The 26695-nt window shown below is 59.5% G+C and carries 25 protein-coding genes; 18 read left to right on the forward strand and 7 right to left on the reverse strand.

Going from position 1 to position 26695, the window contains the following annotated elements; all coding sequences use genetic code 11:
* Positions 1 to 17 precede the first annotated feature (17 nt).
* Together rpoC and GRI43_RS12290 are read left to right on the forward strand one after the other, a co-directional pair.
* Positions 18 to 4343, forward strand: a complete 4326-nt coding sequence (rpoC, locus tag GRI43_RS12285; RefSeq protein WP_160731378.1) for a DNA-directed RNA polymerase subunit beta' — start codon at positions 18 to 20, stop codon at positions 4341 to 4343.
* 171 nt (positions 4344 to 4514) lie between these two features.
* The gene (locus GRI43_RS12290; protein WP_160731379.1) at positions 4515 to 5000 is read left to right on the forward strand and encodes a DUF2165 family protein; all 486 of its coding nucleotides are present in this window, start codon (positions 4515 to 4517) and stop codon (positions 4998 to 5000) included.
* A gap of 34 nt (positions 5001 to 5034) precedes the next feature.
* Here GRI43_RS12290 and GRI43_RS12295 read toward each other — a convergent pair whose 3' ends face one another.
* The gene (locus GRI43_RS12295) at positions 5035 to 6171 is read right to left on the reverse strand and encodes a serine hydrolase domain-containing protein (RefSeq protein WP_160731380.1); all 1137 of its coding nucleotides are present in this window, start codon (positions 6169 to 6171) and stop codon (positions 5035 to 5037) included.
* 83 nt (positions 6172 to 6254) lie between these two features.
* Between GRI43_RS12295 and gltX the strand changes: the two genes are divergently transcribed.
* Positions 6255 to 7622 (forward strand): glutamate--tRNA ligase, encoded by a 1368-nt coding sequence (gene gltX / locus GRI43_RS12300; protein ID WP_160731381.1) that lies wholly within the window; start codon positions 6255 to 6257, stop codon positions 7620 to 7622.
* Positions 7619 to 7999: a nuclear transport factor 2 family protein gene (locus GRI43_RS12305; protein WP_160731382.1), complete on the forward strand. Its 381-nt coding sequence runs from the start codon at positions 7619 to 7621 to the stop codon at positions 7997 to 7999. Before gltX ends, GRI43_RS12305 begins: the two co-directional genes overlap by 4 nt.
* Before the next feature lie 16 nt (positions 8000 to 8015).
* On the opposite strand, the gene GRI43_RS12310 is transcribed toward GRI43_RS12305, so the two are convergent.
* Positions 8016 to 9356 (reverse strand): APC family permease, encoded by a 1341-nt coding sequence (locus GRI43_RS12310; protein WP_160731383.1) that lies wholly within the window; start codon positions 9354 to 9356, stop codon positions 8016 to 8018.
* A 90-nt stretch (positions 9357 to 9446) separates the two neighbouring features.
* Positions 9447 to 10916, reverse strand: a complete 1470-nt coding sequence (gene pyk, locus GRI43_RS12315; protein ID WP_160731384.1) for a pyruvate kinase — start codon at positions 10914 to 10916, stop codon at positions 9447 to 9449.
* Positions 10917 to 10976: 60 nt separating this feature from the next.
* Between pyk and GRI43_RS12320 the strand changes: the two genes are divergently transcribed.
* The 3 genes from GRI43_RS12320 to GRI43_RS12330 all read left to right on the forward strand — a co-directional run bounded on the left by GRI43_RS12320 (position 10977) and on the right by GRI43_RS12330 (position 12038).
* Positions 10977 to 11300 (forward strand): DUF1244 domain-containing protein, encoded by a 324-nt coding sequence (locus GRI43_RS12320; protein ID WP_160731385.1) that lies wholly within the window; start codon positions 10977 to 10979, stop codon positions 11298 to 11300.
* Between the two features lie 99 nt (positions 11301 to 11399).
* The gene (locus tag GRI43_RS12325; RefSeq protein ID WP_160731386.1) at positions 11400 to 11636 is read left to right on the forward strand and encodes a DUF2312 domain-containing protein; all 237 of its coding nucleotides are present in this window, start codon (positions 11400 to 11402) and stop codon (positions 11634 to 11636) included.
* A gap of 84 nt (positions 11637 to 11720) precedes the next feature.
* Entirely contained in the window at positions 11721 to 12038 is a 318-nt protein-coding gene (locus GRI43_RS12330; RefSeq protein WP_160731735.1) for a heavy metal-binding domain-containing protein, read from the forward strand.
* 23 nt (positions 12039 to 12061) lie between these two features.
* Here GRI43_RS12330 and GRI43_RS12335 read toward each other — a convergent pair whose 3' ends face one another.
* Positions 12062 to 12799, reverse strand: a complete 738-nt coding sequence (locus tag GRI43_RS12335; RefSeq protein ID WP_160731387.1) for a CPBP family glutamic-type intramembrane protease — start codon at positions 12797 to 12799, stop codon at positions 12062 to 12064.
* A gap of 47 nt (positions 12800 to 12846) precedes the next feature.
* On the opposite strand from GRI43_RS12335, the gene GRI43_RS12340 reads away from it, so the two are divergent.
* From GRI43_RS12340 to GRI43_RS12355, 4 genes are all read left to right on the forward strand, one after another.
* Positions 12847 to 13596, forward strand: coding sequence for a YebC/PmpR family DNA-binding transcriptional regulator (locus tag GRI43_RS12340; protein ID WP_160731388.1), 750 nt, complete (start codon positions 12847 to 12849; stop codon positions 13594 to 13596).
* Positions 13597 to 13613: 17 nt separating this feature from the next.
* A complete protein-coding gene (gene ruvC / locus GRI43_RS12345; RefSeq protein ID WP_160731389.1) occupies positions 13614 to 14084 on the forward strand; it encodes a crossover junction endodeoxyribonuclease RuvC in 471 nt (156 codons plus the stop codon).
* Positions 14085 to 14706: 622 nt separating this feature from the next.
* Positions 14707 to 15069 (forward strand): ArsC family reductase, encoded by a 363-nt coding sequence (locus tag GRI43_RS12350; RefSeq protein ID WP_160731390.1) that lies wholly within the window; start codon positions 14707 to 14709, stop codon positions 15067 to 15069.
* Positions 15070 to 15135: 66 nt separating this feature from the next.
* The gene (locus tag GRI43_RS12355; protein ID WP_160731391.1) at positions 15136 to 15555 is read left to right on the forward strand and encodes a thiol-disulfide oxidoreductase DCC family protein; all 420 of its coding nucleotides are present in this window, start codon (positions 15136 to 15138) and stop codon (positions 15553 to 15555) included.
* Here the strand turns inward: GRI43_RS12355 and ubiG are convergent.
* Positions 15552 to 16340, reverse strand: coding sequence for a bifunctional 2-polyprenyl-6-hydroxyphenol methylase/3-demethylubiquinol 3-O-methyltransferase UbiG (ubiG, locus tag GRI43_RS12360; protein ID WP_160731392.1), 789 nt, complete (start codon positions 16338 to 16340; stop codon positions 15552 to 15554). The two genes, GRI43_RS12355 and ubiG, sit on opposite strands and share 4 nt — an antisense overlap.
* 55 nt (positions 16341 to 16395) lie before the next feature.
* Between ubiG and GRI43_RS12365 the strand changes: the two genes are divergently transcribed.
* The 4 genes from GRI43_RS12365 to purT all read left to right on the forward strand — a co-directional run bounded on the left by GRI43_RS12365 (position 16396) and on the right by purT (position 20760).
* A complete protein-coding gene (locus tag GRI43_RS12365) occupies positions 16396 to 17676 on the forward strand; it encodes an aspartate kinase (RefSeq protein ID WP_160731393.1) in 1281 nt (426 codons plus the stop codon).
* A gap of 114 nt (positions 17677 to 17790) precedes the next feature.
* On the forward strand, positions 17791 to 18447 hold the full coding sequence (locus tag GRI43_RS12370) for a helix-turn-helix domain-containing protein (protein ID WP_160731394.1): 657 nt from the start codon (positions 17791 to 17793) through the stop codon (positions 18445 to 18447).
* A 195-nt stretch (positions 18448 to 18642) separates the two neighbouring features.
* Complete coding sequence (locus GRI43_RS12375) at positions 18643 to 19533, forward strand: sensor domain-containing diguanylate cyclase (protein ID WP_160731395.1); 891 nt, start codon at positions 18643 to 18645, stop codon at positions 19531 to 19533.
* Between the two features lie 54 nt (positions 19534 to 19587).
* Positions 19588 to 20760, forward strand: coding sequence for a formate-dependent phosphoribosylglycinamide formyltransferase (purT, locus tag GRI43_RS12380; RefSeq protein WP_160731396.1), 1173 nt, complete (start codon positions 19588 to 19590; stop codon positions 20758 to 20760).
* 17 nt (positions 20761 to 20777) lie between these two features.
* Here the strand turns inward: purT and GRI43_RS12385 are convergent, their stop codons facing one another.
* Entirely contained in the window at positions 20778 to 21311 is a 534-nt protein-coding gene (locus tag GRI43_RS12385; RefSeq protein ID WP_160731397.1) for a DUF2306 domain-containing protein, read from the reverse strand.
* Between the two features lie 285 nt (positions 21312 to 21596).
* Between GRI43_RS12385 and GRI43_RS12390 the strand changes: the two genes are divergently transcribed.
* Positions 21597 to 22292: a LytTR family DNA-binding domain-containing protein gene (locus GRI43_RS12390; protein WP_235903748.1), complete on the forward strand. Its 696-nt coding sequence runs from the start codon at positions 21597 to 21599 to the stop codon at positions 22290 to 22292.
* 87 nt (positions 22293 to 22379) lie between these two features.
* Here GRI43_RS12390 and katG read toward each other — a convergent pair whose 3' ends face one another.
* Complete coding sequence (gene katG / locus GRI43_RS12395; protein ID WP_160731398.1) at positions 22380 to 24569, reverse strand: catalase/peroxidase HPI; 2190 nt, start codon at positions 24567 to 24569, stop codon at positions 22380 to 22382.
* Between the two features lie 255 nt (positions 24570 to 24824).
* Here katG and GRI43_RS12400 point away from each other — a divergent pair, with 255 nt between their 5' ends.
* Positions 24825 to 25835 (forward strand): NAD(P)H-dependent flavin oxidoreductase, encoded by a 1011-nt coding sequence (locus GRI43_RS12400; RefSeq protein ID WP_160731399.1) that lies wholly within the window; start codon positions 24825 to 24827, stop codon positions 25833 to 25835.
* Between the two features lies 1 nt (position 25836).
* Positions 25837 to 26691 (forward strand): formyltetrahydrofolate deformylase, encoded by an 855-nt coding sequence (gene purU / locus GRI43_RS12405; protein WP_160731400.1) that lies wholly within the window; start codon positions 25837 to 25839, stop codon positions 26689 to 26691.
* Positions 26692 to 26695: the final 4 nt, after the last annotated feature.

Below are 26695 nucleotides of genomic sequence, written 5' to 3' on the forward strand. Positions count from 1 at the left end.
GGATATGGAGCGAAGTTATGAACGACCTTACAAAATTCACCAACCAGCTGGCCAAGCCGGAAACCTTCGACCAGATTCAGATCGGTCTGGCATCGCCCGAGCGAATCCGCAGCTGGTCCTTCGGCGAAATCAAGAAGCCGGAAACCATCAACTATCGTACGTTCAAGCCTGAGCGTGACGGCCTGTTCTGCGCCCGCATCTTTGGTCCGGTAAAGGACTACGAATGCCTGTGCGGCAAGTACAAGCGCATGAAGTACAAGGGCGTCGTCTGCGAGAAGTGCGGCGTCGAAGTAACCGTGACCAAGGTCCGCCGCGAGCGGATGGGCCACATCGAACTGGCTGCGCCGGTTGCACACATCTGGTTCCTCAAGTCGCTGCCTTCGCGCATCGGCTTGCTGCTGGACATGCAGCTCAAGCAGCTTGAGCGCGTGCTGTATTTCGAAAGCTACATCGTCACCGAGCCTGGCCTTACTCCGATGGAGAAATTCCAGCTGCTGACTGAAGACGAGCTTCTCGAAGCGCAGGACGAATACGGGGAAGACGCGTTCTCCGCCGGGATCGGCGCGGAAGCCGTCAAGTTCATGCTGATGGATCTCGATCTGGAGCAGGAACGCGACGATCTTCTGGAAGAGCTGGCGACGACCAAGTCGAAGCTGAAGCCTGCCAAGATCATCAAGCGCCTGAAAGTCGTCGAAAGCTTCATCGATTCGGGCAACCGCCCCGAATGGATGATCCTCGAAGTCGTTCCGGTCATTCCGCCGGAACTGCGTCCGCTTGTGCCGCTGGATGGCGGCCGTTTCGCGACTTCGGATCTCAACGATCTGTACCGCCGCGTCATCAACCGTAACAACCGCCTGAAGCGCCTGATCGAACTGCGCGCTCCGGACATCATCGTCCGCAACGAAAAGCGCATGCTGCAGGAAGCTGTCGACGCACTGTTCGACAACGGCCGCCGCGGTCGCGTGATCACCGGTGCCAACAAGCGTCCGCTGAAATCTTTGAGCGACATGCTCAAGGGCAAGCAGGGCCGCTTCCGTCAGAACCTTCTGGGTAAGCGCGTCGACTATTCCGGCCGTTCGGTCATCGTGACCGGTCCGGAACTGAAACTGCACCAGTGCGGTCTGCCGAAGAAGATGGCGCTCGAACTGTTCAAGCCGTTCATTTACGCCCGCCTCGATGCAAAGGGTCTCTCCATGACCCTGAAGCAAGCGAAGAAGTGGGTCGAAAAAGAACGCAAGGAAGTCTGGGACATCCTCGACGAAGTGATCCGCGAGCACCCGGTTCTGCTGAACCGTGCGCCGACGCTTCACCGTCTTGGCATCCAGGCGTTCGAGCCCGTGCTGATCGAAGGCAAGGCAATCCAGCTTCACCCGCTGGTATGTTCCGCCTTCAACGCCGACTTTGATGGTGACCAGATGGCGGTCCACGTACCGCTTTCGCTGGAAGCCCAGCTCGAAGCGCGCGTGCTGATGATGTCGACCAACAACATCCTCTCGCCAGCAAACGGCAAGCCGATCATCGTTCCTTCGCAGGACATGGTTCTCGGGATCTATTACCTGTCGATGGACCGTCAGGAAAAGACCCCTGAATACGTCGAGGAAAATGGTGAGAAGATCGAGAAACTGCCGCGCTTTGCCGACATGGCCGAAGTGCATCAGGCTCTCGAAGTGGGCGCCGTAACCTATCACTCCAAGGTCATCACCCGCGTTCCGCAGGCCGATGAAGACGGGAACATTGTTCTCAAGCGCTTCACGACCACGCCGGGCCGTCTGCTGATCGGTGAATGCCTGCCGAAGAACCACAAGGTTCCTTTCGACATCATCAACCGCCTTCTCACCAAGAAGGAAATCGGCGATGTGATCGACCAGGTTTACCGTCACACCGGCCAGAAGGACACGGTTCTGTTCGCTGACGCGATCATGGGCCTTGGCTTCCGCCACGCGTTCAAGGCCGGTATCTCCTTCGGTAAGGACGATATGATCATCCCTGATTCCAAGGATGCACAGATCGAACAGACCAAGGCGCTGGTTGCCGATTACGAGCAGCAGTATCAGGACGGCCTGATCACGCAGCAGGAAAAGTACAACAAGGTGATCGACGCATGGTCACGTTGCGGTGACACTGTTGCTGACGCGATGATGGACGAGATTAAGGCGCAGCCAATCGGCGACGATGGCAAGCAGGCCCAGATCAACTCGATCTACATGATGGCACACTCCGGTGCGCGTGGTTCGCCAGCGCAGATGAAGCAGCTTGCGGGTATGCGCGGTCTGATGGCCAAGCCTTCGGGCGAGATCATCGAGACGCCGATCATCTCGAACTTCAAGGAAGGTCTGACCGTTCTTGAATACTTCAACTCCACCCACGGCGCTCGTAAGGGCCTCGCGGATACGGCGCTCAAGACGGCAAACTCGGGTTATCTTACCCGCCGTCTGGTCGACGTTTCGCAGGACTGCGTGATCGTCGAGGAAGACTGTAAGACGTCGAACGCGCTGGAAATGCGCGCCATCGTTCAGGGCGGTAGCGTTATCGCCTCGCTCGGTGAGCGTATCCTGGGCCGTACGACTGCAGAAGACCTCGTCAACGCGAAGACCGAAGAAGTCATCGTGAAGTCGGGCACGCTGCTCGACGAAGCCATGGTCAAGGAAATCGAAGCGGCTGAAGTTCAGTCCGCCAAGATCCGCAGCCCGCTTGTTTGCGAAGCCCAGCAGGGTGTTTGCGGCAAGTGCTACGGCCGTGACCTTGCTCGCGGTACTCCGGTTAACATCGGTGAAGCTGTTGGCGTTATCGCCGCGCAGTCGATCGGTGAGCCGGGCACCCAGCTGACCATGCGTACCTTCCACATCGGCGGTGCTGCGCAGGTTAACGAAACCTCGCATCTCGAAGCGATTTCGGATGGCAAGGTCGTTTACCGCGACATGCCGACCATTACCGACAAGAAGGGCCGCACGCTCTCCTTGGCGCGTAGCGGTGAAATCGTGGTCATCGATGCGGAAGGCCGTGAGCGCGAAATGCACAAGGTTCCTTACGGTACCGTGCTGCTCAACAAGGATGGCGCGAAGATCAAGGAAGGCGACCGTCTGGCTGAATGGGATCCGTTCACCCTGCCGATCATCACCGAGACTTCGGGCGTTGTGAAGTTCCAGGACCTCATCGACGGCACTACCATGGAAGAACGCGTCGACGATGCCACCGGTATCGCCCAGCGTGTTGTCACCGAAAACCGGGCTACCGGCCGCAAGAAGAAGGAAGATCTGCGTCCGCGCCTGACTCTCTTCAACGATGCGGAAGCAGCCAAGGGCGAAGAAGCCGATGCCGCACGCTACATGCTGGCACCGGGTACATCGCTGTCGGTCGACGACGGCCAGGAAGTACAGGCAGGTGACATTCTTGCCCGTGCTTCGCGTGAAGCTGCCAAGACCCGCGACATCACCGGCGGTCTGCCGCGTGTTGCCGAACTGTTCGAAGCCCGTATCCCGAAAGACAATGCGATCATCGCCAAGATTTCCGGCAAGATCGAATTCGTTCGTGAATACAAGGCCAAGCGCAAGATCGCGATCGTTCCGGAAGAGGGTGATCGCGTCGAGTATCTGATCGCGAAGACGAAAGTCCTCGACGTTCAGGAAGGCGACTTCGTGAAGAAGGGCGACACCCTGATTTCCGGTAGCCCGAACCCGCACGACATCCTTGATGTTCTGGGGATCGAGCCGCTGGCCGAATATCTCGTCAACGAGATTCAGGAAGTCTACCGGTTGCAGGGCGTGAAGATCAACGACAAGCACATCGAAACGATTGTTCGCCAGATGCTGCAGAAAGTCGAAATTACCGATGGCGGCGACACCACGCTGCTGCCGGGCGAGCAGGTCGATCTCGAAGAAATGAACGAGATCAATGCGAAGCTGGACAAGAAGAAGAAGAAGGCAGAGGGCACGCCCATCCTTCTCGGAATCACCAAGGCTTCGCTGCAGACCCGTTCGTTCATTTCGGCTGCTTCGTTCCAGGAAACCACCCGCGTGCTGACGCAGGCGGCGGTCGAAGGGAAGAAGGACACGCTGATCGGTCTGAAGGAAAACGTGATCGTGGGCCGTCTCATCCCCGCCGGTACCGGCGCTGGTATGAACCGCATGCGCGTCACCGCTTCCAGCCGCGACGCCGCTCTGCGCGCTTCGTGGAAGAAGCAGCAGGACGCGCTGGCCGCAGCAGAAGCTGCCGGTCAGGTTGTCGAAGAGCCTGAAACCGAAGTGCCAGCCGATGCACCTATGGACGAGGCCGCAATGGCCGCTGCCATGGGCGGTGCAGCGCCTGCTGCGGATGAAACACCGGAAACTCCAGAAGCCGAATAAGCTTCCGGTAACCGGATAAAAAGACCCCGCTGGAGCTACGGCTCCGGCGGGGTTTTTTGTGAGCGATGATCCGACACTGCAATCTTGCGCTGGCCGATGCGCGTTTGATAGTTTTCGGCAAATTGGCTGAGTTTCGCAGATTGAGTTATACCCGCTTCAGGGGGTGACATTATGGTTAGACTTCTCAAATCAGCATTGGTGACGATTATTGGCTTGCACGCGCTATTTTACGCGGTGCAGAATATCGCGAATCTGGAGGCGGCACATGGCGCGCTGCTGTATGTTTTGGGCGGCGCAGATCATGAGGTTTACGCTGCCAGCGCATTTCCGCAGTCAAGCAATCCGGCGCTTGCCTGGGCTGCATTACTGGTGGTCCTGGCCGGTGAATTTGCCGTGGCCTATTTCGGCATCCGGGGCGGATGGGATTTGTTCAGGGCACGAAGCGGGCCGCCAGAGGAATTCCATGCCGCAAAGCGCAACGGCATTATCGCTGCAGGCGTGGCACTGCTGGTCTGGTTCGGCTTTTTCATGAGCTTTGGCGCTGCGTTTTTCCAGATGTGGCAAACGCAGGTTGGCGCAGGATCGATGGAAGGCGCGTTCATGTATGCCATGGCATCATCCGTCACGATGCTGTTTGTGTGTCTGACGGACGACTGACAGAATTGGCCTGGCCTGCCGGGCCAAATCCGCGTCAGGAACTGTACGCCAGCCGCTCCAGCGCCTGGAACCCGGACATGGCGCCGGGATCGCCGAAGGGTGAAAGCTGGCTGATAAACACGCCAGCAATTCCCGCCGCCGGATCAATCCAGTAATAGGAATTGAAAATGCCTGCCCATGCCAGGCTGTTGGCGCTGCGGCCGCCCTCGACAGGTTCCGGGTTGATCAGGAAGCCTAAACCCCAGCCGGTGTGCTGGTCGGGGAAATTGTCAAACGGCGGCGCCAGATCAGGCATGGCCGATCCCATATAGCCTGCGCGCAGATCGCCGATCTGGTTGCGCGACATTTCCGCGATGCTTTCTTCGCTGAGGATGCGTTTGCCGTCCAGCTCACCGCCGCGCAGCACCATTTGCAGGAACCGGGCATAGTCCGGCGCGGTGGAAGACAATCCGCCGCCGCCGCTCTGGAACTCGCCGCCGCCAAGATACATCGGGGAATAGGCCCAGTCGCCGCCCGGTCCGCGGACATGCACTTTGGCAGAGCCCTCTACCGGTTCGGGCCGGAATGCCGTGTGGGTCATGCCCAGCGGCTTCAGGATATACTCGGTCAGATAGCTTTGCAGATCGCCGCCGGTCACGGCTTCTACCGCCAGTCCGACCCAATCGGTCGCAACGCTGTATTCCCACTTGTCGCCCGGATCGAACATCAGCGGCATGGTGATGGCCGCTTTTGTACCGGGCACAGGCGCGCCCGTGGCCGAGAAATATTTCAGGATTTGCGGGTGGACGAAAAAGTATCCGAGGCCGGACGTGTGCGACAGCAAATGGCGCAAGGTGATCTGGCGAACCGCCGGGCGCAGGATTGGCGCGCCATCATCATCGAACCCTTCCAGCACTTGCGGGTCTGCCAGTTCAGGCAGCACATCGCCGATCGGGCCGTCCAGGCTAAGCTTGCCCTGTTCGGCCAATTGCATGGCGGCAACCGAGACCAGAGCCTTCGTCATCGATGCAATCTGGCAGATCGTGTCCAGCTTCATCGGCGTGCCGGCCTTTGCGTCAGCATGTCCCCATGCGCCGCTGAACCGCACACCCTCTCGGTCAACGATAATGGCTGTAGCGCCGGGCAGGTCGGCGTTTTCGATGGCTTGCGTAAGCTGTGCTTCGTTTGTCATGTCGGGGAAGCTAGCGGCGCATCCTGTTCTTGGGAAGCGCGTCATGCTTGTCGCCATGACCTGCACAGGCTAACCGCGCCTACATGACCACGATCACCCGCTTTGCCCCTTCGCCTACGGGCCGCCTTCACGTCGGAAACATCCGCACCGCGCTGCATAACTGGATGCTGGCGAGGAAGAATTTCGGCAAGTTCCTGCTGCGGATCGATGATACCGATGCGGAGCGATCGAAAGAGGAATATGTCGATGCGATCCGCGCCGATCTGGCATGGCTGGGTATCGAGCCGGACGGTGAGGAGCGCCAGTCGCTGCGGCTGGACCGCTACGAGGCGGCGTTCGAGAAACTGAAAGCAGCCGGCCATGTCTATCCGGCGTATGAAACGGCGCAGGAACTCGAGCTGAAGCGCAAGATCCAGCTGGGGCGCGGCAAGCCGCCAATTTACGACCGCGCCGCGCTGAAGCTTACCGATGAAGACCGCGCTGCGAAGGAAGCAGAGGGGATCAGCCCCCATTGGCGCTTCAAACTCGACCATGAAGAGATCATCGATTGGGAAGACGGCGTTCGCGGGCCGCAGAAATTCGATGCGGCGCAGCTGTCCGATCCGGTGATCCGGCGCGCCGACGGAAGCTGGCTTTATATGCTGCCCAGCGCGGTGGATGACATCGAAATGGGCATCACAGATGTTCTGCGCGGGGAAGACCACGTATCCAACACTGCGGTTCAGAAGCAGATGTTCGATGCCCTGCACGCAGTTGGTCTGGATCACGATACCTGCCCGGTTCACGATGCGTGCCCCCATTTCGCGCACGAGGCGCTGCTGGTGGGGCGTGAGGGCAAGCTGTCCAAACGGCTCGGCTCGCTGGGCTGCGATGCGTTTCGCGAACGTGGGATAGAACCCGATGCGATCATCGCGCTGCTTGCGCGCCTGGGTACCTCACTGCCCGTGGAACCGATCCGCGACCGGCAGGAACTGCTCAACAGCTTCGACCTGGAAACCTTTGGCCGCGCGCCGGCCAAATTCGACGATACCGAACTTGACCGGATCAACACCGCAATGGTTCACCAGATGGATTATTCGGAAGTGAAGGACCGGCTTCCCGAAGGGATGGGCGAAGATGCATGGCATGCGATCCGCCCCAATCTGGAAACTGTCGGCGGGGCGCAGGATTACTGGAAAATCGTGACCGGACCGATTGAGCTGCCAGAATTTTCAGACGAAGATCGCGAATATCTGGCGCAGGCTGCGCAAGTGCTCGACTTTTCCGGCGATGATCCATGGCACGCGCTGACCGGCGCACTGAAGGAAAAGACCGGGCGCAAGGGCAAGGCACTGTTCCTGCCTTTGCGCCAGGCACTGACCGGGCAGAATTCCGGCCCCGACATGGGTGAGCTGTTGCCGGTTCTGGGCGAGGATGTAGCCCGGCGCCGGCTGGAACGGGCGGCGGGATGAACAACGCGGATATCGCAAAGGCCCTGTTTGAAGCCTTCGCCGCAGGTGATGCTGAGGCCGCACGGCAGCTTTGCGCCGAAGATATGACCGGCAGCCAGAATGGCGGGCCGGAAATGGATTTGGAAGCGATCCTGCATTTCGCGCTGGCAGTGAAAAATGCTGCGCCGGATTTCCGCTATGAAGATGCGGTTCGCTCTGCAACCGAAACCGGCTTTGTCGAAGAACACCGCGTCTTGGCAACATTCGGCGGCGGGGCACAGCTTGACCTGATGGTCTGCGTGGTCGCCGATGTTGAAGACGGCAAGATTACCGCGCTGCGCGAATATTTCGACACAGCCGCCGCTGCGGCGTTGGGGGCCGCTCTCAACCCGGGCTGAGGGATCGCATCGGCCGCTAGGCACGCCCTTCCGGCAGATCAATCCCGTCCTGACGCACCCCGGCGCGCCGGGACAGGGCATAGAGGCCAAGCCCGATCGCCACCATGCCCATCATGTGAAGCGCGGATTCCAGCGACAAAAGCGACAGCAGCCAGGCGATATATCCAATTGCGACAGCGACAATGATCGCCCATCGCAGGTCCATGGCCTCTCTCAGGCCTGCATCATTGCGTTTCCACATCACGAATAGAGCGCCGATAACAGCGATATTGATGAGCTGCTCCACACTCACCACGAGCACGGCGAGCAAGGTGAAGCTTCCGGACAGTGCCAGTACCGCAATGATCGCTCCGTATGCGCCAATCGCGGCAGCCGGAGTCTGAAACCTTGGCGAGACATAGGCAAAGACATGGGGCAGCAATCCGCGCCGTGCCATGCCGTAAGCGATGCGCGGGATGACCACGAAAACGTTCAACTGGTATGTCGCGACGGAAAAGATTGCCGCGAGGCTGATCATCAGACTGCCCGAGGGGCCGAGCAATTTGTCGCCCATCGCGGCAAGCGGGCTGTCAATGGCATTGGGGTCGGGTGCGACAGCGCTGTATGCCATCTGGATCAGGGCATAGAATATCGCCACGCCGGCCAGGTTGATGAACAGCGCGCGCATCAGCATCTTGCGCGGTTCCTTGGCCTCTCCAGCCGCCGCGACCGCGACATCCGCACCGGAGAACGCAAATGCGAGCAGCAGTGCAATGGATTCAAATTCGGAAAATCTCGGAAGGATTACGTCGGTTGGAACTCCGCTTTGGATAAAGCCGATAACCGTCAAAAGAATGATCGGAACAAGTTTGAAGAATGTGCCGACTGCGATCGCCCCAATCGATCGGGCAGTTCCGCTGATGCTGAGGGCAGTGAAGAAGCCGACCAACATTGCGATCGTGGCCAGCCGCACGGACGGGTCTTCAAAAAATGGAAAAATGGCTGCCAGATAGGATACCAGCACATGAAAGTTCGCAGCTGCGCCGGCCATGTTGGTCGCCAGGCTGAACCAGCCGATCTGGAAGCCGATCATCTGACCAAAGGCATGTTCAGCGTATAATTGCGGCCCGCCAGATTGCCGGAATACGGTCGAAAGCTTGGCAATCACGGCCAGAACGCTTCCGTAAAGACATGCGAAAATCAGGATCGCGAACGGCGAAAACGTGCCTGCGCTGGCAAACAGCAGCGCAGGCAGCGCAAATATGCCCGACCCTATCACGCCGTTGACGCTGACGATCAGTGCGCCGGCAAGGCCGACTACAAGCGGCGGTTTCCTGTCATATGCGATGTGCCGCCCCCCATAGCGCCCCTGTCGCAATGGACGACTATCTTGGGCCGGAGTCAATTGGCAGCTGAGGCCGCGGGCAACGAAAGGCTCGCGGTGCGCGTTTGCCGAAGCGCCTTTCGACTAGCCTTCGTGATTGTCCAGCTCGTCACCCGCCAGCGTCACGATATGCAGCAAATTGGTGCTGCCCGGTGTGCCGAACGGAACCCCGGCGAGAGCGATCAGCTTGCTGCCCGCCTCGCCGAAACCATGGCGCAGCGCCATGCGTTTGCCCTTGGCGATCATCTCTTCAAAGCTGCCGATATCCTTCGTCGCGACCGCATGCGCGCCCCATAGCAGCGCCAGACGGCGTGCGGTGCGCTGCGACGGGGTCAGCACCAGCATGGGCACACTGGGGCGTTCGCGTGCAACGCGGCGTGCGGTGCTGCCGCTGCCCGTAAACACTGTGATTGCAGCAATGTTCACCGTGTCCGCAATAGTCATGCATGCATGGCTCAGCGCGTCTGCCGTGGTGCGATCGGGCGGAGTGTCGAGGAAGCGCACCCGGTCGAGATACGCCTCGTCATTTTCGACCTGCGCGGAAATCCGGTCCATGATCGCAACCGCTTCTTCAGGCCATTCGCCGGCGGCGGTTTCCGCGCTCAGCATGACTGCATCGGCCCCGTCATACACTGCATTGGCCACGTCTGACACTTCGGCGCGGGTTGGCGCAGGGCTTTCGATCATGCTTTCCAGCATTTGCGTTGCCACGATCACCGGTTTGCCCGCGATACGGGTCTTGTTGACGATCTGCTTTTGCAGCGGAGGAACTTCTTCGGGGTTGAGTTCGACCCCCAGATCGCCGCGGGCGACCATCACCCCGTCCGACATTTCGATGATTTCGTCGAGGCGGCGCACGGCCATCGGTTTTTCGATCTTGGCACACAGCGCGCCGTATCCGCCCATCAGCTTGCGCGCTTCGGCCAGATCTTCCGGGCGCTGCACGAACGACAGGCCGATCCAGTCGGCCCCCTTCTGAACTGCAAAGGCAAGATCCTTGCGGTCTTTCTCCGTCAGCGCGGGAATGGGAATTTCTGCGTCGGGCACATTCACGCCCTTGCGATCGGAAATGACCCCGCCGACCTCTGCCGAACACAGTATCTCGTCCTCGTCGGCGCGGATGACTCTCAGGCGTATCTTGCCGTCATTGATCAGCAGCCGCTGGCCTTTATCCAGCAGGCCGAACAATTCGGGATGCGGCAGCTGGACGCGGGTTTCATCGCCCGGTTCCGGATTCCGGTCGAGCGTGAAATGGCCCGAATGGCGGATCACGGCCTTGCCGTCCTTGAACTTGCCGACGCGCAGCTTGGGCCCTTGCAGGTCGCAGAAAATCGCAATCGGGCGGCCCAGCTGTTTTTCAAGCTTGCGGATTTCGTCGATTGTTTCGCCGTGGTCGGCATGTTCGCCGTGGCTCATATTGACGCGGAAGGCATCGACCCCCGCGCGCACCAGACGTTCCAGCATTTCCGGATCGCGGCTGGCGGGGCCGACGGTTGCCAGGATCTTGACCTTGCGGCCTCGCGGGTTGAGCCATTTCGGGTCGATCTTGTTCATGGCATACGGCTATGCCAGAGCCGTGTTGCAACTCAAGGTCGAAACGTGAGGGACCACTCAATGGATACGAATTCGCCCGCCGATGCATCTGCAAAACTGGATCAATTGCCCGACGCGGTTGCGGCGCAGGCGTTCCGGCGGCTGGTGCAGCATCTGCAGCACCGCCACGACGCGCAGAATATCGACCTGATGGGCCTATCCGGATTTTGCCGCAACTGCCTGGCCGACTGGATCATGGATGCCGGTTTCGAAGGGGACAAGTCTGCCGCGCGCGAGCTGATCCACGGTATGCCGATGGACGAATGGAAGGCTGCGCACCAGACACCTGCAACCGATCAGCAGATCGCCGCCATGCAAGCAAGCGTGGCGAAAAACCTGATCTGAAATTAAGCCGTGAATTGATCCCGCCCGGCCTTCACCCCCGCGTGCCGCGCCGCTATCAGCATGGCCAACTGATTCTCATTTCATACTGGAGTTTTGATTATGGCTGATGCCACCGACGACCGCCTGCGCCTGCTGATCGAGCGTATCGAGCGCCTCGAAGAAGAAAAGAAGGGCATCGCCGACGATATCCGTGATGTTTATGCCGAGGCGAAGGCTGTCGGTTACGATCCGAAGATCATGCGCCAGGTGGTTCGCCTGCGTAAAATGGAACCCAATGATCGCAGCGAAATGGAAATGGTCCTCGATACCTACAAGGCTGCGCTTGGCCTTGAATAATTCCTCTGGCGTGTTATGCATATAACACACTGAAAAGGCAAAGAGGAAACAGCGATGGCAGGCCCCTGGAAAGATGCGCGCGGAATAACCGTGTCAACCACACCGACGCTGGAGGGGCAGCCGATCCAGCAATATCTCGGGATCGTGACCGGCGAGGTTATCGTCGGCGCGAACCTGTTTCGCGATCTGTTTGCCAATATCCGCGATATCGTGGGCGGCCGTTCGGGTAGCTATGAACGCATCCTCAGCGATGCGCGCAAGCAGGCGATCGAGGAATTGCAGGCCGAATGCGGCGCATTGGGCGGCAATGCCGTGGTCGGTGTGGACCTCGATTACGAGGTGATCGGCGACACTGGATCGATGTTGATGGTCAGTGCGAGCGGGACTGCGGTAAAGGTCTGACGCCTGCCGCCTGATGTCTGCCGTCAGCCACCCAGCTTGCCTGCGGTGACCACCACCAGAACCAGCGCGCCATTATGCAGCATATGCAACAGGATGCTGGACCACAGGCCGTATTGAACGCGGGCAAAACCGAATATCGAACCGCTGATGAATTGCGGGATGACCAGCGGCAGCAGCATGGCCAGCGTGCCTTCCGTGTAGTTCAGCAGGTGGACCAGCGCGAAGGCTGCCGTGCTCAGCCAGAACAGTGCAGGGAACAGAGTGCCGAACCAGCGATAGGCGGGTTTTTTGCGAAGCAGCACGGCGAGTAACACCGCGCCCAGCACAGCCCCGAGCAACAGGCTGGCGGCCAGCAATGACGATTGCCCGTTCAAAGCCTGGAAGGCAGCGATCCCTGCAATCGCCAGCGGCAGGCTGATAAGCGCGCCCGGCCTGCCGGAAAGCCAGCTGCGAAACCCCAATTCCTCCAGCACAGGCGCCAGCACCACGACCCCGATGATCGTCAGCATGGTCCAGTCGAGTTCCGCCAGCGCATTCGACGGCGGGACAAATCCGCCGCTGATCGCGATGATGGCAAGCAGGATCAGCGTGCCCATTATCGACAGGTCGAGCGCGAGCAGCCGCAGCGTCGCGGTCAGCGACGAGCGGCAAAAGCCGGCAGCGCGTGCGGGAAGGACTGGTCGCTTCAGGAATGCGAGGCAGGCGCTCCATTCTTCGCGCGCGGATTTTGCCTCAACAAGGCTTGTGGTTTCGCTGTTCATACGGCTAATGCCCGTGCCATAGATTCCATTAATTTTTAGGCGTACCCATGGCAGGCCATTCCAAATTCAAGAATATCATGCACCGCAAAGGTGCGCAGGACAAGAAACGGTCCAACCTGTTTTCAAAGCTGAGCCGTGAAATCACGGTTGCGGCCAAGATGGGCACGCCCGATCCTGACATGAACCCGCGCCTGCGGCTGGCGGTGAACACTGCGAAAGCGCAGTCGATGCCGAAGGACAATATCCAGCGTGCAATCGACAAGGCGACCGCTGGCGATGACGAGAATTACGAAGAAGTGCGGTACGAAGGGTACGGCCCGGGCGGCAGTGCAATCATTGTCGAGGCGCTGACCGACAATCGCAACCGCACCGCAACCGCAGTGCGTACGGCATTCTCCAAGAATGGCGGGAATTTGGGCACCGAAGGTTCGGTTGCACATGGTTTCGAACGGCTTGGCTACATCGAATATTCGGCTGATGCCGGCGATGAGGAAAAGGTACTCGAAGCCGCGCTGGAAGCGGGTGCAGACGATATTCAGTCCTCCGAAGACGGACATGAAATCTGGACCGCCGCCGAAGACCTCCACGAAGTAGCCGCCAGCCTTGAAAAGGCGCTCGGCGAAGCGAAGGAAGTCAAACTTGCGTGGAAGCCGAACCTCACCGTCGATATGGACGAAAAGGGCGCCAGCACCCTGCTCAAGCTGATCGACACTCTGGACGATGATGACGATGTCCAGACGGTTTGGGGCAATTACGAAATCTCTGACGAGGTGATGGAGAAGCTCGACCAGGCTTGATCCCGGGTCTGCCGCGCATGATCATCCTCGGTCTCGATCCCTCGCTCAGCTGTACCGGCTGGGGCGTGATCCGGACCGAGGGGTCGCGCATCAGCCATATTGCAAACGGCCAGATCAAAACCGGCGTCAACACGCCGATGGCGCAGCGTCTGGCGGATTTGCACTCCGGCCTCGCGGCGGTGATTGCCGAATTCGCGCCCGACCGCGCTGCCGCCGAAGAAGTGTTCGTCAACAAGAACCCGCAATCCACCCTCAAGCTGGCGCAGGCGCGCGGCGCGATACTGGCATCCTGCGGCGCGGCCGGACTGGGCGTAAACGAACACGCTGCGCGCAAGGTGAAGAAGGCAGTTGTCGGCACCGGCTCGGCAGAAAAGTCGCAGGTGCAGGCGATGCTGAGGGTGCTGCTGCCCGGCGCGCAGATTGCAGGCGCCGATGCCGCCGATGCCCTCGCGGTGGCGATTGCAGATGCACATCTCGCGCCGCGATAGGCTGTCCTACATTTGCTGTTCGGGCTAGGCGTCTGGCAGGAGGTCTGGCGGACGCGGCATTTTTGTAAGCGCGCCGCAATCAAGCTATTCAAAGGCGGCGTTATTTAGCCCTCATGGACCGTGTTCCATGTGTTCCATCCTGTAGGAGTTTTCCTGTGACCATCCAGCCCCACGGCATCCCCAATTGCGAGCAAGTAGCAGGGGCTATAGACTGAGAAGCGCGCTAAACAGCCGCTTTTGGCGAACTTTTATGAACCCGCGAATGTCCGATTATGGGGTGGGAAGCGGACATTCCGCTAGTCCCCTGCGGGACGCGATCCGAAACAAAAGGAACCTCGTTCTTCCCATCGCCCACCAGCATCAAGACACGCATCGACGGCTGAAAGCTGACTCAGAGACCAACCGGCCCATCCACCGATCAGGACCGAAATGAATGCCGTGAATACAATCCGCTTCTTCATGGTGAGACTCTAGGCAGAGAGATGGGACGTCCGCAATCGGGTCGTTAGCTGTCCGTCCGTCTTTTTTTCAATTAGCTTGCACAACCGCCGTTGTTCTACAGCATACGGACTTGCGCGATGAATCGTGTCAAAATAGCAATAACCAGGAAATCCAGAAAGTTATGATAAAAATGTATGGCATCCCCAACTGCGACACTGTCAAGAAAGCGCGCAAATGGCTGGAGGCGAATAATGTCGACTATGCGTTTCACGACTACAAGAAAGAGGGCGCCGATCCGGACAGGCTGGCACGCTGGGCCGATCAGGCCGGATGGGAAGTGCTATTGAACAAGCGCGGCACCACCTTTCGCAAGCTGGATGATGCAGACAAACAGGATATTGACCTGACCAAGGCTGTCGAACTGATGGCTGAGCATCCCAGCATGATCAAACGCCCCGTGGCCGAATATGATGCGGACACCAATGGCGGGGCCGGGCTGCTGGTCGGTTTCAAGGAAGACGAATGGTCAGCAGTCTTTTCCTGAGCGCGCGGATTGGCGCTGAAACGGCATTTCTGAAACCGCCGGCGATGGAATCCCGGCGGTGAAGCGATGAGCGATATCGACGCATTGCTGGCGCGGCATCCGGTGATCGTTTTCGACGGGGTGTGCGTGCTGTGCTCTGCCAATGCGCAGTTCATGCTGAGGCATGACCGGAAGGGTGTGTTCCGCCTTGCAGCCATGCAGGGCGAAACCGGTGCTGCATTGATGCGGCGCGCCGGACTTGATCCTGCCGACCCGGATAGTTTCGTGGTGTTCGACCGCGGACAGGTGCTGATGAACAGCGATGCGATGATCCATATCTGGTGCCGTCTGGGGTGGCCGTGGAAGATCGCGGCGATCGGCAGATTGATACCGCGCATGGTCCGTGACCGGCTGTACGGGATCGTCGCGCGCAATCGCTACCGCATGTTCGGCAAACGCGATGCTTGCTGGGTGCCCGATGCCGATCAGGCCAAGCGCGTTGTCTAGTCGCTCTCAGTAACCTCGCGGTGAGTAACGGCGGCGATGTAGTTGAGGCCAAGATCGCCCGACAGGTGGAGGCCCTGCGCGGGGCTGAAGGCGATTCCGGTTGGCTCGCCCATCGCCAGGCCGATCGGTTCAAGCAGGGCGCCAAGTTCGTCCGGCGTGATGAAATCGTCCCAGTGATGCGTTCCGCGCGGGACCGCGCCAATCGCCTCGGCCCCTTGCACCAGCAGGATCCGCGATGCAGCCGTGCGGTTCGGTGTCGACAGGACAATGAGCCCGCCGGGTTTCAGCCGCGATTGCAGCTGGGCAATAAACGCGGCCTTGTCGGCAACGTGTTCGATCACTTCCAGGCAGGTCACCAGATCAAACTGGCCGATATCCTGATCGCCGATTTCACCGGCGATATAGCGAATGTCGAGACCCGCCCCTTCGGCATGGGCGGCCGCCGCCAGCGCATTTTCCGGGGCGGCATCCACCCCGGTCACCTGCGCGCCGAGGCGGGCAAGCGGTTCGCACAAAAGGCCCGCGCCGCAGCCGACATCGAGCGCGGTCTTGCCGGACAGCGGCTTCACGCTTTCGATATCGCCGCCCCAATGCACGTCGATCGCCTCGCGGATGAATTTGAGCCGCACCGGATTGAGCCTGTGCAGCATTGCCGATGAACCATGCGGGTCCCACCAATCCTTCGCCAGTTTGCCGAAATGTTCCGCTTCTTCCGGCCGGATGGTTACGCCCGAATTTGAGGCGGCTGAAGAATTCGTTTGGTCGGTTGCTGTTGCATCACTCATGCAGCCTCCGTAACAGCGCGCAGAGGCTAGCGCCAGAACCAGGGAGACCAATCGCTTGGCACGCATAGTGATGAAATTCGGCGGCACTTCGATGGCCGGCACCGAACGCATTCGCCGCGTGGCCAATATCGTGCGCCGCCAGCAGGCCGCCGGGCACGAGGTCGCGGTGGTGGTTTCGGCGATGGCGGGCGAGACTGACCGGCTGGTCAATTTCTGCCGCGAAGCCAACCCGCTATATGATCCGGCGGAATATGACGTAGTCGTCGCCAGCGGTGAACAGGTCACGTCGGGTCTCCTGGCGCTGACACTGCAATCACTTGGCTGCAAGGCGCGAAGCTGGCTTGGCTGGCAGATGCCGATCCAGACGATCGAAGCGCATGCGAAGGCGCGAATCGACTGCATTGATGCGCCAGAGGTGGTCGCGTCCATGCAGCGCGGGGAAATCGCCGTGATCCCCGGGTTTCAGGGTATTTCCGAAGATGGCCGTATCACCACGCTCGGCAGAGGCGGGTCCGATACATCGGCAGTAGCAGTTGCCGCTGCGCTGAAGGCCGATCGCTGCGATATCTACACCGATGTCGACGGAGTTTACACGACCGACCCGCGCATCGTTGCCAAGGCGCGCAAGCAGAAGGCGGTGACCTACGAGGAAATGCTAGAACTCGCATCGGTTGGTGCGAAGGTGTTGCAGACCCGCTCGGTCGGTCTGGCGATGAAAGAAGGCGTGCGCGTTCAGGTGCTCTCCAGCTTTATCGATGACGATGCGACACCGGCAGACGAATTGCCCGGCACATTGATAGTCTCCGACGAGGAGATGGAAGAAATCTTGAAGGACAGCGATATGGAACGCCAGCATGTAACCGGCATCGCACATGACAAGAATGAAGCGAAGATCATCCTGACACGCGTGCCCGACAAGCCCGGTGCGGTGGCGCACATTTTCCAGCCGTTGGCGCAGGCATCGATCAATGTCGACATGATCATTCAGAACGTCGGCCGCGACAAGGGAGAGACCGACGTGACCTTCACCGTGCCGCAAGCCGATCTCCCGAGGGCGCAGGCACTGCTGGAGGACAAGCGCAGCGACATCGGTTTCAACCGCATCATCACCGACGACCACATCGCCAAGATCAGCGTTGTCGGTGTCGGGATGAAAAGCCACGCGGGCGTCGCCAGCACGATGTTCAAGGCGCTGGCTGACCGCGGCATCAATATCCAAGCGATCACCACATCGGAGATCAAGGTCAGCGTTTTGATCGATGAAGATGAAACCGAGCTGGCGGTTCGCGTCCTGCACACTGCCTACGGCCTTGATGCAGAAGACGAGGCCGCCTGACGGTCTGACCCTTTCTGACGGCAAACCAGCACGGCCCGTCGACGCGCGGCCTGCGCGCTAACTGAAACTTAACCGTCAACCGGCGATCTGGTCCTTTCAATCGAGAGGACCATAATGGCGATTGCTGCCCATTTCGACGAACAGCGCAGCGGTGCAAGTAGGCGAGGCGAGCCGCGCCGTACCTTGCGCCTGCAGGCCGGCGGTGAACGATCGGATGGGGCGGATGCGAGCGTTACGATCCACAATGCATCGCGCACCGGGCTGTTGATCGAGAGCGAAACGGCGCTCGAAATCGGCGAAGTAATCGCGGTCGCCTTGCCGGAGGGCGTGCCCGTTCAGGCCGAAATCGTCTGGGAAAGTGACCAGTTCTACGGCTGTCGCTTCAAGGAACCCATTTCGGAAGCGGCGCTAAGCGCTGCGCAGCTCCGTAGCGAACCGGATCGCGCAGAAGACGAAGCCCCCGAAAGTGTTGGCGAATCCTTCGGGGCGCGTCTGAAGCGCCTGCGCCTGGAAAACCGTTTGACCATGGAGCAGGTCGCGAAAGAGCTTGAGGTTACCAAGGCCACGATATGGTCGTGGGAGCATGGCCGTGCGCGTCCCCGGGGGCGGCGCATAGGTCAGCTTGCTGAACTGTTCGACGCGCCGCTTGAAAAACTGAGCGCCGAGAAGGATCGCTCTGGATTGCCGGACATTTTGGCCCGAAGCCGCGAAGAGATTGCGGAAGCCTTCGGAACCAGTGCCGACAAAGTTCGGATAATGATCGAGCTTTGACCGGTTCGAGATTCCGAGTCCCAATTCATGAAATTATGGTAAACAAATTGGAAAGCGATTCGTAAGTAAAGTTAGTAAGTTTACAAAGTTTACTTTCCTAATTGCGAAATCGTCGCGAGTTTGTTTATTTTCTGATATCAAGCACGCGACATATCAAAGCTTTCATCGTAATTATTGTTCGGGGGCAATCGGGCGATGGCAAGTAACTTCACCCTCAAAGAGGGGTCGCAGCTATATGATCTACTTTCTCATTCAACACAGGATATTTTCTTCAAAACAGACGGCGATGGTTTCATACTTCACTGTTCGCCGGGGATGATGCGGGTTGGGGTTGATCCGGGGGCGATGCTCATCGGACCGCATCTGACCGATCTGGTGGAGCCGCGCCACGAGAAGGAGGTTCGCCGCAGCCTCGCTCTCGCATTGGGCGGGATCACGCCCGACAAACCGGTTGAATTCCGCCTGCGCGATAATTTCGGTGAGCGGCAGTGGTTCTCGCTCAAGCTGACACCCGCTTTCGATCGGACGGGATGGGTCTACGGCGCTCTTGGCGTGCTTCGCTGCATCACTGATCGGCGCGAGCTTGAGGACCGCCTGTTCGTCAAATCGATGACAGATCCGTTGACCGGCCTGGCGAACCGCGGCGCATTCGTTTCGATGTTGCAACATCTGGTTCAACGCCAATCGGGTGGCTCAATGGCGATGCTGGCAATCGATCACTTCAAGTCGATCAACATCACCCACGGCCAGCGAGCGGGAGATGTCGTGCTGTCCGCCGTCGCGAAATTCCTGCGGAAGATTTTGCGGCAAGACCATATTCTGGCGCGAAGCGGCGGCGGCACCTTCGTGGTTCTGATGCCGCACGACATGGAGGAACGGGCAAAGCGGATAGCGGAGGATGTCGAGTACCAGCTGGGGCGGCTGTCGAAAGAAATAGATTGGCACGGTTTCCCCGTCTCGGCGCGGTCCGGCGTTGTCGGTATCGGGGGATGCGTCGATACGACCATACGCGAAGCGGAACTGGCGCTGTTTCTGGCCAAGGCGCGGGCGCCGCACCCTGTACAGCTCGGGCTTGCCTTGGGGTAAAGCAGGGCCTTCAAGGGACTCGCGGTTGCGCAATATCTTGGTTAGACAATCTGCATGACCTTCACTGCAAAAATCATGCTTCTCGGCTCAGGCGAGCTCGGCCGCGAATTCGCAATCTCTGCAAAACGGCTGGGCGCCTATGTCATTGCCTGCGACGCGTATGACGACGCGCCGGCGATGCAGGTTTCCGATGCAAGGGAGGTCTTCTCCATGCTCGACGGTGAAAAGCTGGGCGAGGCTGTCGAAAGACACCGGCCCGATTATGTGGTGCCGGAAATTGAGGCAATCCGCACCGAAGTGCTCGCCCGGCTGGAAGAGGACGGGGTCAATATCGTGCCCTCTGCCCGGGCCACCCAGCTGACGATGAACCGCGACGCGATCCGCGATGTCGCAGCACAGGAACTGGGCCTCAAAACCAGCACCTATCGATATGCCAAGAATTTTGAAGAGGTGGAGGCGGCCGCTGCGATCACGGGTTTCCCATGCGTAATCAAGCCGGTGATGTCGTCATCAGGCAAAGGGCAGAGCAAAGTCGATGGCCAAGCCGGTCTGGCAGATGCCTGGGACTATGCCGTGGCCAATATGCGCGGCGATCGTCAGCGCGTTATCGTGGAGCAATTCATCGATTTCGACTACGAAATCACCTTGCTGACCGTGCGCCACAAGGGTGGCATTTCGTTCTGCCCGCCGATTGGCCACCGTCAGGAACGCGGCGACTATCAGGAAAGTTGGCAGCCTGCCGAAATGTCTGACGCTGCGATTGCCGCTGCGCAGGAAATGGCCGCCAAGGTTGTTGAGGATCTTGCTGGCGGGGGCAGGGGATGGGGCCTGTTCGGCGTCGAATTCTTCGTCAAAGGGGAAGAGGTCATCTTTTCCGAACTGTCACCGCGCCCGCACGACACCGGCATGGTGACACTGCTTAGCCAGAACCTGACCGAATTCGACCTGCACGCACGGGCAATCATGGGCCTGCCGGTGCCGGAAACGATCCGCGCGCGCCCATCGGCATCGGCGGTTATTCTGGCGGACCGAGAGAGTGACCGCATTTCCTATAGCGGGCTGGATGCAGCGATGGCGGGCGGCGGCGATATCCGATTGTTCGGCAAGCCTACTTCGCGCCCCTACCGAAGGATGGGCGTCGCGCTTGCGTGCGCGGGGTCGGCTGACGATGCCCGCCGCATTGCACGCGATGCAGCGAGCAAGGTCCAAATCCACTATGGTGACTGACTGCTGTTTTGCAGCGCTCACCACAGCAGAAGCACGTTCATCATCCGGCCCGGTACCGCGAATGCTACAATTCCGGGGATCATCAGCGCGCCGAGATAAAGCGAGAGAATGTGGATCCGGTGTGACCTGAAGTCTCCTTTGCGGGCACTGGAAATCACCTTGTAGGACGCGAACAGGGTCATCGGAATGAAGATGTGAATGGGGCTGAAGCTACCGCTGGTCTTGATGAATATCGCGGCGCATGCAGTGGTAACCATCAGTGCAAGCCAGATTTTGCCAAGCCGTTTGTGACGCGCACCGCCTTTGCGGGCGAGCAGCAGGTAGGCGCCCAGAGGTATCGCCGGCACAACGCTCCCCACATGGATCAGGATCGCCAAATCCCGCATATGCGAATGGTCCGGAGCGACCCCGGAAAAGCTGCGGGCCAAAGCGATAATGGCAAGCAGGCTCAGCGTCCCGCCGGCTAGCAGGACAAGCGCGCGAAGAGCAGGCCCAATATCGAAACCCGATGCGGGCGGGCGCTTGGATAGCGGAACGGCTGCGGTAGTCATTTAATCCTCCGTATTCATGAGTTCGGAGGCCATTGTGACTGCATGCATGGTGGCCGCAATCGATGCTGCGCGGCCGGGCCGGTTTGTTCGTGAACAGTGCGTTTGCAGCGGCGCTTGCCACTTTACGAAGCGCGAATGGACGCTAGGAATTGCAATTGATGACGCAAGTGAACCCTGGCTTGAGCGCGCGGATGACGCGGAGATTGCTGATCGACCTGTCGATCATGACCGTGATCGGCGTGGTGCTGGGCCCTGATCGGGCCCTTTGGCAGCGCCAGCGCACCATTGGCGGTTCGTCTCGGCAGCTGGTTGCTGTTCGCCTATGTCGGCTATGCCGCATACGCGCCCATCGGATGGTTCGTGAACGTGTTAGAGCGAAAGCTGCAATTGCCTCGGACCGGATTGTGGATCGCCGGAACGCTGATCGCCACGATCCCGCTGGCCGCGATTATCTGGTGCATCGGTTTCTGGCCGGACCCCGTGCCTTTCCCGACCGGCGAACAGGCGCTGTCTGCCTATTTCAATGTTCTGATTATCGGTGCTGCAATTACCGTGCTGTTTCAGCTGATCGAGCGCGGCAATCGCAATTCGGCAGAAACATTGACTCGTGGTTCTGCGCAGCGATCAGGTTCTCCGGCACATGGCTTCGATACATTGGAGCAAGGCACTGCCCCGCGCTTTCTGGACCGGTTGCCGCCAGAACTGGGGACTCAGTTGATCGCTCTGGAAATGGAAGATCACTATGTCCGCGCGCATACTGCGCTGGGGTCTGACCTGATTCTGATGCGGATGCGGGACGCGGTTTCCGAACTGGATGGCCTGGAGGGCGAGCAGGTCCACAGAAGCTGGTGGGTGGCGCGCGGTGCGGTGGAAAATGTGCAGCGGGACGGGCGCAATGTCCGTCTGATTCTTTGCGGGGGACTGGAAGCCCCGGTGTCCCGCGCTAACGTCGCTCCGCTCAAGGATGGCGGCTGGTTCTAATTTTATCACGCAAGTGCACAAAAAAGCCTCCCCGCACATCGTGAGGGGAGGCTCCTTGCGACCCTCTGGGGTCAGAGGGGGCCGTGATCAGGCGATGCCGAACAGCCCGTTGTTCATGATCTTCGTCCATGCAGAGACAAAGTCGTTGACGAACTTCTGCTCGTTGCCGTTTTCTGCGTAGACTTCAGCCACGGCGCGCAGCTGCGAATTCGATCCGAAGACCAGGTCGGTGCGGGTCGCACGCCATTTCTCTTCGCCCGATTTGCGATCGCTGCCGATGAACTCTTCGTCTCCGCTCGTGTCGACCACTTTCCATTCGGTGGCCATGTCGAGCAGATTGACAAAGAAGTCATTGGTCAGCTGGCCGGCACGCTCTGTAAGAACGCCGTGCTTGGTGTTGCCGCTATTGGCACCCAGAGCGCGCATCCCGCCAAGCAGAACCGTCATTTCCGGCATGCTCAGACCCAGCAGATTTGCTTTGTCTACCAGCATATCCTCAGTCTTCACTGTCGCTTTGGTTCGCAGATAGTTGCGGAAACCATCGGCGAACGGTTCAAGCGGCTCGAAGCTTTCCGCATCGGTGTGCTCGTCACCCGCATCGCCGCGGCCGCCGGTGAATGGCACACTCACGTTGAACCCGGCATCCTTGGCAGCTTTTTCGACCGCAGCGTTACCTGCAGCGACGATTGCGTCAGCCATGGAAAGGTCGCCGCGAAGCTCGTCGATTTTCGAGAGAACTTTGGAAAGTTCTTCCGGATCGTTTGCAGCCCAGCCGTTTTGCGGCGCCAGACGGACGCGCGCACCATTCGATCCACCGCGGTGGTCGGAATTGCGGTATGTCGATGCCGATGCCCATGCTGCTTTGACGAGCTCGCTAACCGAAAGGCCGCTGTTCAGTATGGCGGACTGGAAGTCCGAGACTGCGGCGTCCGCAGGCTTGCTACCGGCCGGTACAGGGTCCTGCCAGATCAGCGTTTCTTCCGGTACTTCCGGTCCGAGATAGCGGGTTTTCGGCCCCATATCGCGGTGACACAGCTTGAACCATGCGCGGGCAAACGCATCGTCGAGAGCAGCCTGGTCGTTGAGGAAACGTTCGGAAATCTTGCGATATTCCGGATCGCGCTTCAGCGCCATATCGGCGGTGGTCATGATGGTCGGGACCTTTTTGTTCGGGTCGCGGGCATCAGGTGCCATGTCTGCTTCTTCTGGGTTGATCGGAGTCCACTGATGGGCACCCGCCGGGCTCTTGGTCAGCTCGTAATCATACTTGAACAGCAGGCGGAAATAATCGCCGCCCCACTGCGTTGGGTTGGGTGTCCATGCACCTTCGATACCCGAAGTGGTGATGTGCCCTTCGGCGATCTGCGCCTTGTCTGTTGCCCAGCCGAAGCCCTGCATTTCCAGCGCGCCGCCTTCGGGGCTGCCGGAAAGCTGATCAGGCGGAACAGCACCGTGGCATTTGCCGAAGGCGTGGCCGCCCGCTGTCAGCGCGACGGTTTCCTCATCATTCATCGCCATGCGCGAGAATGTTTCGCGCATGTCGCGCGCCATACCCTCGGCATCGTGCGGATTTCCGCCCGGACCTTCTGGATTGACGTAGATCAGACCCATCTGGATCGCGGCAAGCGGGTTATCCAGCGCCTTGCCTTCATCGGGCAGGATGCGTGTTTCAGCGCCCTGATCGACCCACAGTTCTTCGGTGCCCCAGTAGACCGTTTCCGGCTCGAACACGTCTTCGCGGCCTCCGCCGAAACCGAATACCGGTCCGCCCATGCTTTCAATCGCGACGTTGCCGGTCAGAATGAACAGGTCGGCCCAGCTGATGTGCTTGCCGTATTTCTGTTTGACCGGCCACAGCAGGCGGCGGGCCTTGTCGAGGTTGCCGTTATCCGGCCAGCTGTTCAGCGGGGCAAAACGCTGCTGCCCGCTGGAGGAGCCGCCGCGGCCGTCGCCTGTGCGATATGTGCCGGCTGCGTGCCACGCCATGCGGATAAAGAAAGGGCCGTAGTGGCCGTAATCCGCCGGCCACCAATCCTGGCTGTCTGTCATCAATGCAGTCAGGTCGGCTTTCAGCGCGTTGTAGTCGAGTGCGTTGAAAGCTTCGGCGTAATTGAAATCATCGCCCATCGGATCGGCAGATTTGCCGCCCTGCGCCAGAATCTCCAGCTGCAGTGCATCTGGCCACCAATCCTTGTTGGTGCGGCCAAGCAGGCTCCGAACACTGTTGTCGCCTGTAAAGGGACAGCCGCCGCTCATTTGTCCAGTCTTGATATCCATCGTACATCCTCCGTTATCTGGCATTTATGTTTTCAGACTACGCTTCCTGTTCAATCGAGGGAAGCTGTTAAGTCCTGTCACCATGATCGTAAAAAGCGATCATGCGATCATGCTTCGACCCCAGCCTTTTATTTTGTTCTATGGTTTCTCAATGGCGGGCGAGAGACAAGGTTCCGCCGACACAAGCCGGTCCGTGCGCCGACTGCGGCGCATCCCCCTCTTGCCGGGTGCCGCAGCGGCATCTAAGCGCGGCGGATGAGCGATTTTCCAAAGACGATGCGCCTGATGAAGCGCGGCACAGATTTCCTTGGCAGCGAATACGCAATCATGTGCGGCGCGATGAGCTGGGTGAGTGAGCGCAATCTCGTTTCGGCGATCAGCAATGCAGGGGGGTTTGGCGTAATTGCCTGCGGCGCAATGACGCCGGCCCTGCTCGACACTGAAATAGCCGAAACGAAAAAGCTGACCGGCAAGCCCTTCGGCGTGAACCTGATCACCATGCACCCCCAGCTATTCGATTTGATCGAAGTTTGCGGCAAGCACGGTGTTGGCCATGTTGTTCTGGCTGGCGGCATTCCTCCGAAAGGCAGCGTCGAAGCGATCAAGGCGTTCGGCGCGAAAGTTATCGTGTTTGCGCCGACCCTGGCTTTGGCGAAAAAGCTGCTTCGTAGCGGCGGCGATGCGTTGGTTATCGAAGGGATGGAGGCTGGCGGCCACATCGGGCCGGTTTCAACCAGCGTGCTCGCGCAGGAATTTCTGCCCGAACTGTCGGAAGACCACCTCGTATTTGTCGCCGGAGGTATCGGGCGAGGGCAGGCGATTGCGGGCTATCTCGAAATGGGCGCGGTCGGTGTGCAGCTGGGCACCCGGTTCGCCTGTGCGACAGAAAGCATCGCGCATGAAAACTTCAAGAAGGCCTTTTTCCGGGCAAACGCCCGCGACGCGATCACCAGTGTGCAGGTCGATCCGCGACTGCCGGTAATCCCGGTGCGTGCGCTGAAGAACAAGGGAACCGAAGAGTTCACCGCCAAACAGATCGAAGTCGCGAAATTGCTGGATGAAGGCACGGTCGAAATGGCCGAGGCGCAGCTGCAGATCGAACATTACTGGGCAGGCGCCCTGCGCCGTGCGGTGATCGACGGCGATGTCGAAAACGGGTCCATCATGGCCGGACAGTCCGTCGGGATGCTCAAGGCTGAAGAGCCTGTCGTCGACATCATGCAAAAGCTGATGACGCAAAGTGAAGAGGCGCTGACGCGGCGGTAAAATGTCCGATGCGCTGATCCTCACCCTGTCATGCCCGGACCGGCCGGGCATTACCGCCAATGTCACCGGCTTCTTGTTCGAACATGGCTGCAACATTCTGGAGGCGCAGCAATTCAACGACCGTGAAAGCGACGCGTTCTTCATGCGTATCGCTTTCAATCCCGCAGGTGCGTCGGCAGAGGCCTTGCGCGCGGGGTTTGCCGCTTTCGCTTTGCGGCAAGAGATGGACTGGAAAATCGCGAGCCGTTCGCGCCCGCGCCGGGTCATGTTGATGGTGAGCAAGTTCGACCATTGCCTGGCAAGTCTGCTCTACCGCTGGCGGATCGGGGAGCTGGCGATGGATCCTGTGGCAATCGTTTCCAATCACCCCCGCGAAGCCATCAGCCATACCGATATCGGCGACGTCCCGTTCCATCATCTGCCAATCACGCGAGATACGAAGGATGAACAGGAAGCGCAGGTTCGCGCCATCGCAGATGAAACAGACGCGGAGCTGATCGTTTTGGCGCGGTATATGCAGATTTTGTCGGACCGGCAGGCTGCGTATTTTTCGGGGCGCTGCATAAACATCCATCACAGCTTTCTGCCGGGCTTCAAAGGCGCGAAACCGTATCATCAGGCGCACGCACGCGGCGTGAAGATGATCGGGGCGACGGCGCATTACGTAACCACCGACCTCGACGAAGGGCCGATCATCCATCAGGATGCCGAAAGCATCAGTCATGCGGACAGTCCCGATGATCTGGTACGCAAGGGCCGTGATATCGAAAACCGCGTGCTGGCAGAAGCGGTGCGATTGCATCTCGAGGAGAGGGTGCTGCTGAATGGTCAGCGCACTGTGGTGTTCAAGGGGTAGTTTA

It is taken from the genome of Pontixanthobacter luteolus (genome assembly GCF_009828095.1).
Taxonomy (GTDB): Bacteria; Pseudomonadota; Alphaproteobacteria; order Sphingomonadales; family Sphingomonadaceae; genus Pontixanthobacter; species Pontixanthobacter luteolus.

Bases quoted from the DNA above. Each gene is read 5' to 3' on its own strand.
- rpoC (WP_160731378.1), top strand. From the start codon at position 18: ATGAACGACCTTACAAAATTCACCAACCAGCTGGCCAAGCCGGAAACC.
- GRI43_RS12290 (WP_160731379.1), top strand. From the start codon at position 4,515: ATGGTTAGACTTCTCAAATCAGCATTGGTGACGATTATTGGCTTGCAC.
- GRI43_RS12295 (WP_160731380.1), bottom strand. From the start codon at position 6,171: ATGACAAACGAAGCACAGCTTACGCAAGCCATCGAAAACGCCGACCTG.
- gltX (WP_160731381.1), top strand. From the start codon at position 6,255: ATGACCACGATCACCCGCTTTGCCCCTTCGCCTACGGGCCGCCTTCAC.
- GRI43_RS12305 (WP_160731382.1), top strand. From the start codon at position 7,619: ATGAACAACGCGGATATCGCAAAGGCCCTGTTTGAAGCCTTCGCCGCA.
- pyk (WP_160731384.1), bottom strand. From the start codon at position 10,916: ATGAACAAGATCGACCCGAAATGGCTCAACCCGCGAGGCCGCAAGGTC.
- GRI43_RS12320 (WP_160731385.1), top strand. From the start codon at position 10,977: ATGGATACGAATTCGCCCGCCGATGCATCTGCAAAACTGGATCAATTG.
- GRI43_RS12325 (WP_160731386.1), top strand. From the start codon at position 11,400: ATGGCTGATGCCACCGACGACCGCCTGCGCCTGCTGATCGAGCGTATC.
- GRI43_RS12335 (WP_160731387.1), bottom strand. From the start codon at position 12,799: ATGAACAGCGAAACCACAAGCCTTGTTGAGGCAAAATCCGCGCGCGAA.
- GRI43_RS12340 (WP_160731388.1), top strand. From the start codon at position 12,847: ATGGCAGGCCATTCCAAATTCAAGAATATCATGCACCGCAAAGGTGCG.
- ruvC (WP_160731389.1), top strand. From the start codon at position 13,614: ATGATCATCCTCGGTCTCGATCCCTCGCTCAGCTGTACCGGCTGGGGC.
- GRI43_RS12350 (WP_160731390.1), top strand. From the start codon at position 14,707: ATGATAAAAATGTATGGCATCCCCAACTGCGACACTGTCAAGAAAGCG.
- GRI43_RS12355 (WP_160731391.1), top strand. From the start codon at position 15,136: ATGAGCGATATCGACGCATTGCTGGCGCGGCATCCGGTGATCGTTTTC.
- ubiG (WP_160731392.1), bottom strand. From the start codon at position 16,340: ATGAGTGATGCAACAGCAACCGACCAAACGAATTCTTCAGCCGCCTCA.
- GRI43_RS12370 (WP_160731394.1), top strand. From the start codon at position 17,791: ATGGCGATTGCTGCCCATTTCGACGAACAGCGCAGCGGTGCAAGTAGG.
- GRI43_RS12375 (WP_160731395.1), top strand. From the start codon at position 18,643: ATGGCAAGTAACTTCACCCTCAAAGAGGGGTCGCAGCTATATGATCTA.
- purT (WP_160731396.1), top strand. From the start codon at position 19,588: ATGACCTTCACTGCAAAAATCATGCTTCTCGGCTCAGGCGAGCTCGGC.
- GRI43_RS12385 (WP_160731397.1), bottom strand. From the start codon at position 21,311: ATGACTACCGCAGCCGTTCCGCTATCCAAGCGCCCGCCCGCATCGGGT.
- katG (WP_160731398.1), bottom strand. From the start codon at position 24,569: ATGGATATCAAGACTGGACAAATGAGCGGCGGCTGTCCCTTTACAGGC.
- GRI43_RS12400 (WP_160731399.1), top strand. From the start codon at position 24,825: ATGAGCGATTTTCCAAAGACGATGCGCCTGATGAAGCGCGGCACAGAT.
- purU (WP_160731400.1), top strand. From the start codon at position 25,837: ATGTCCGATGCGCTGATCCTCACCCTGTCATGCCCGGACCGGCCGGGC.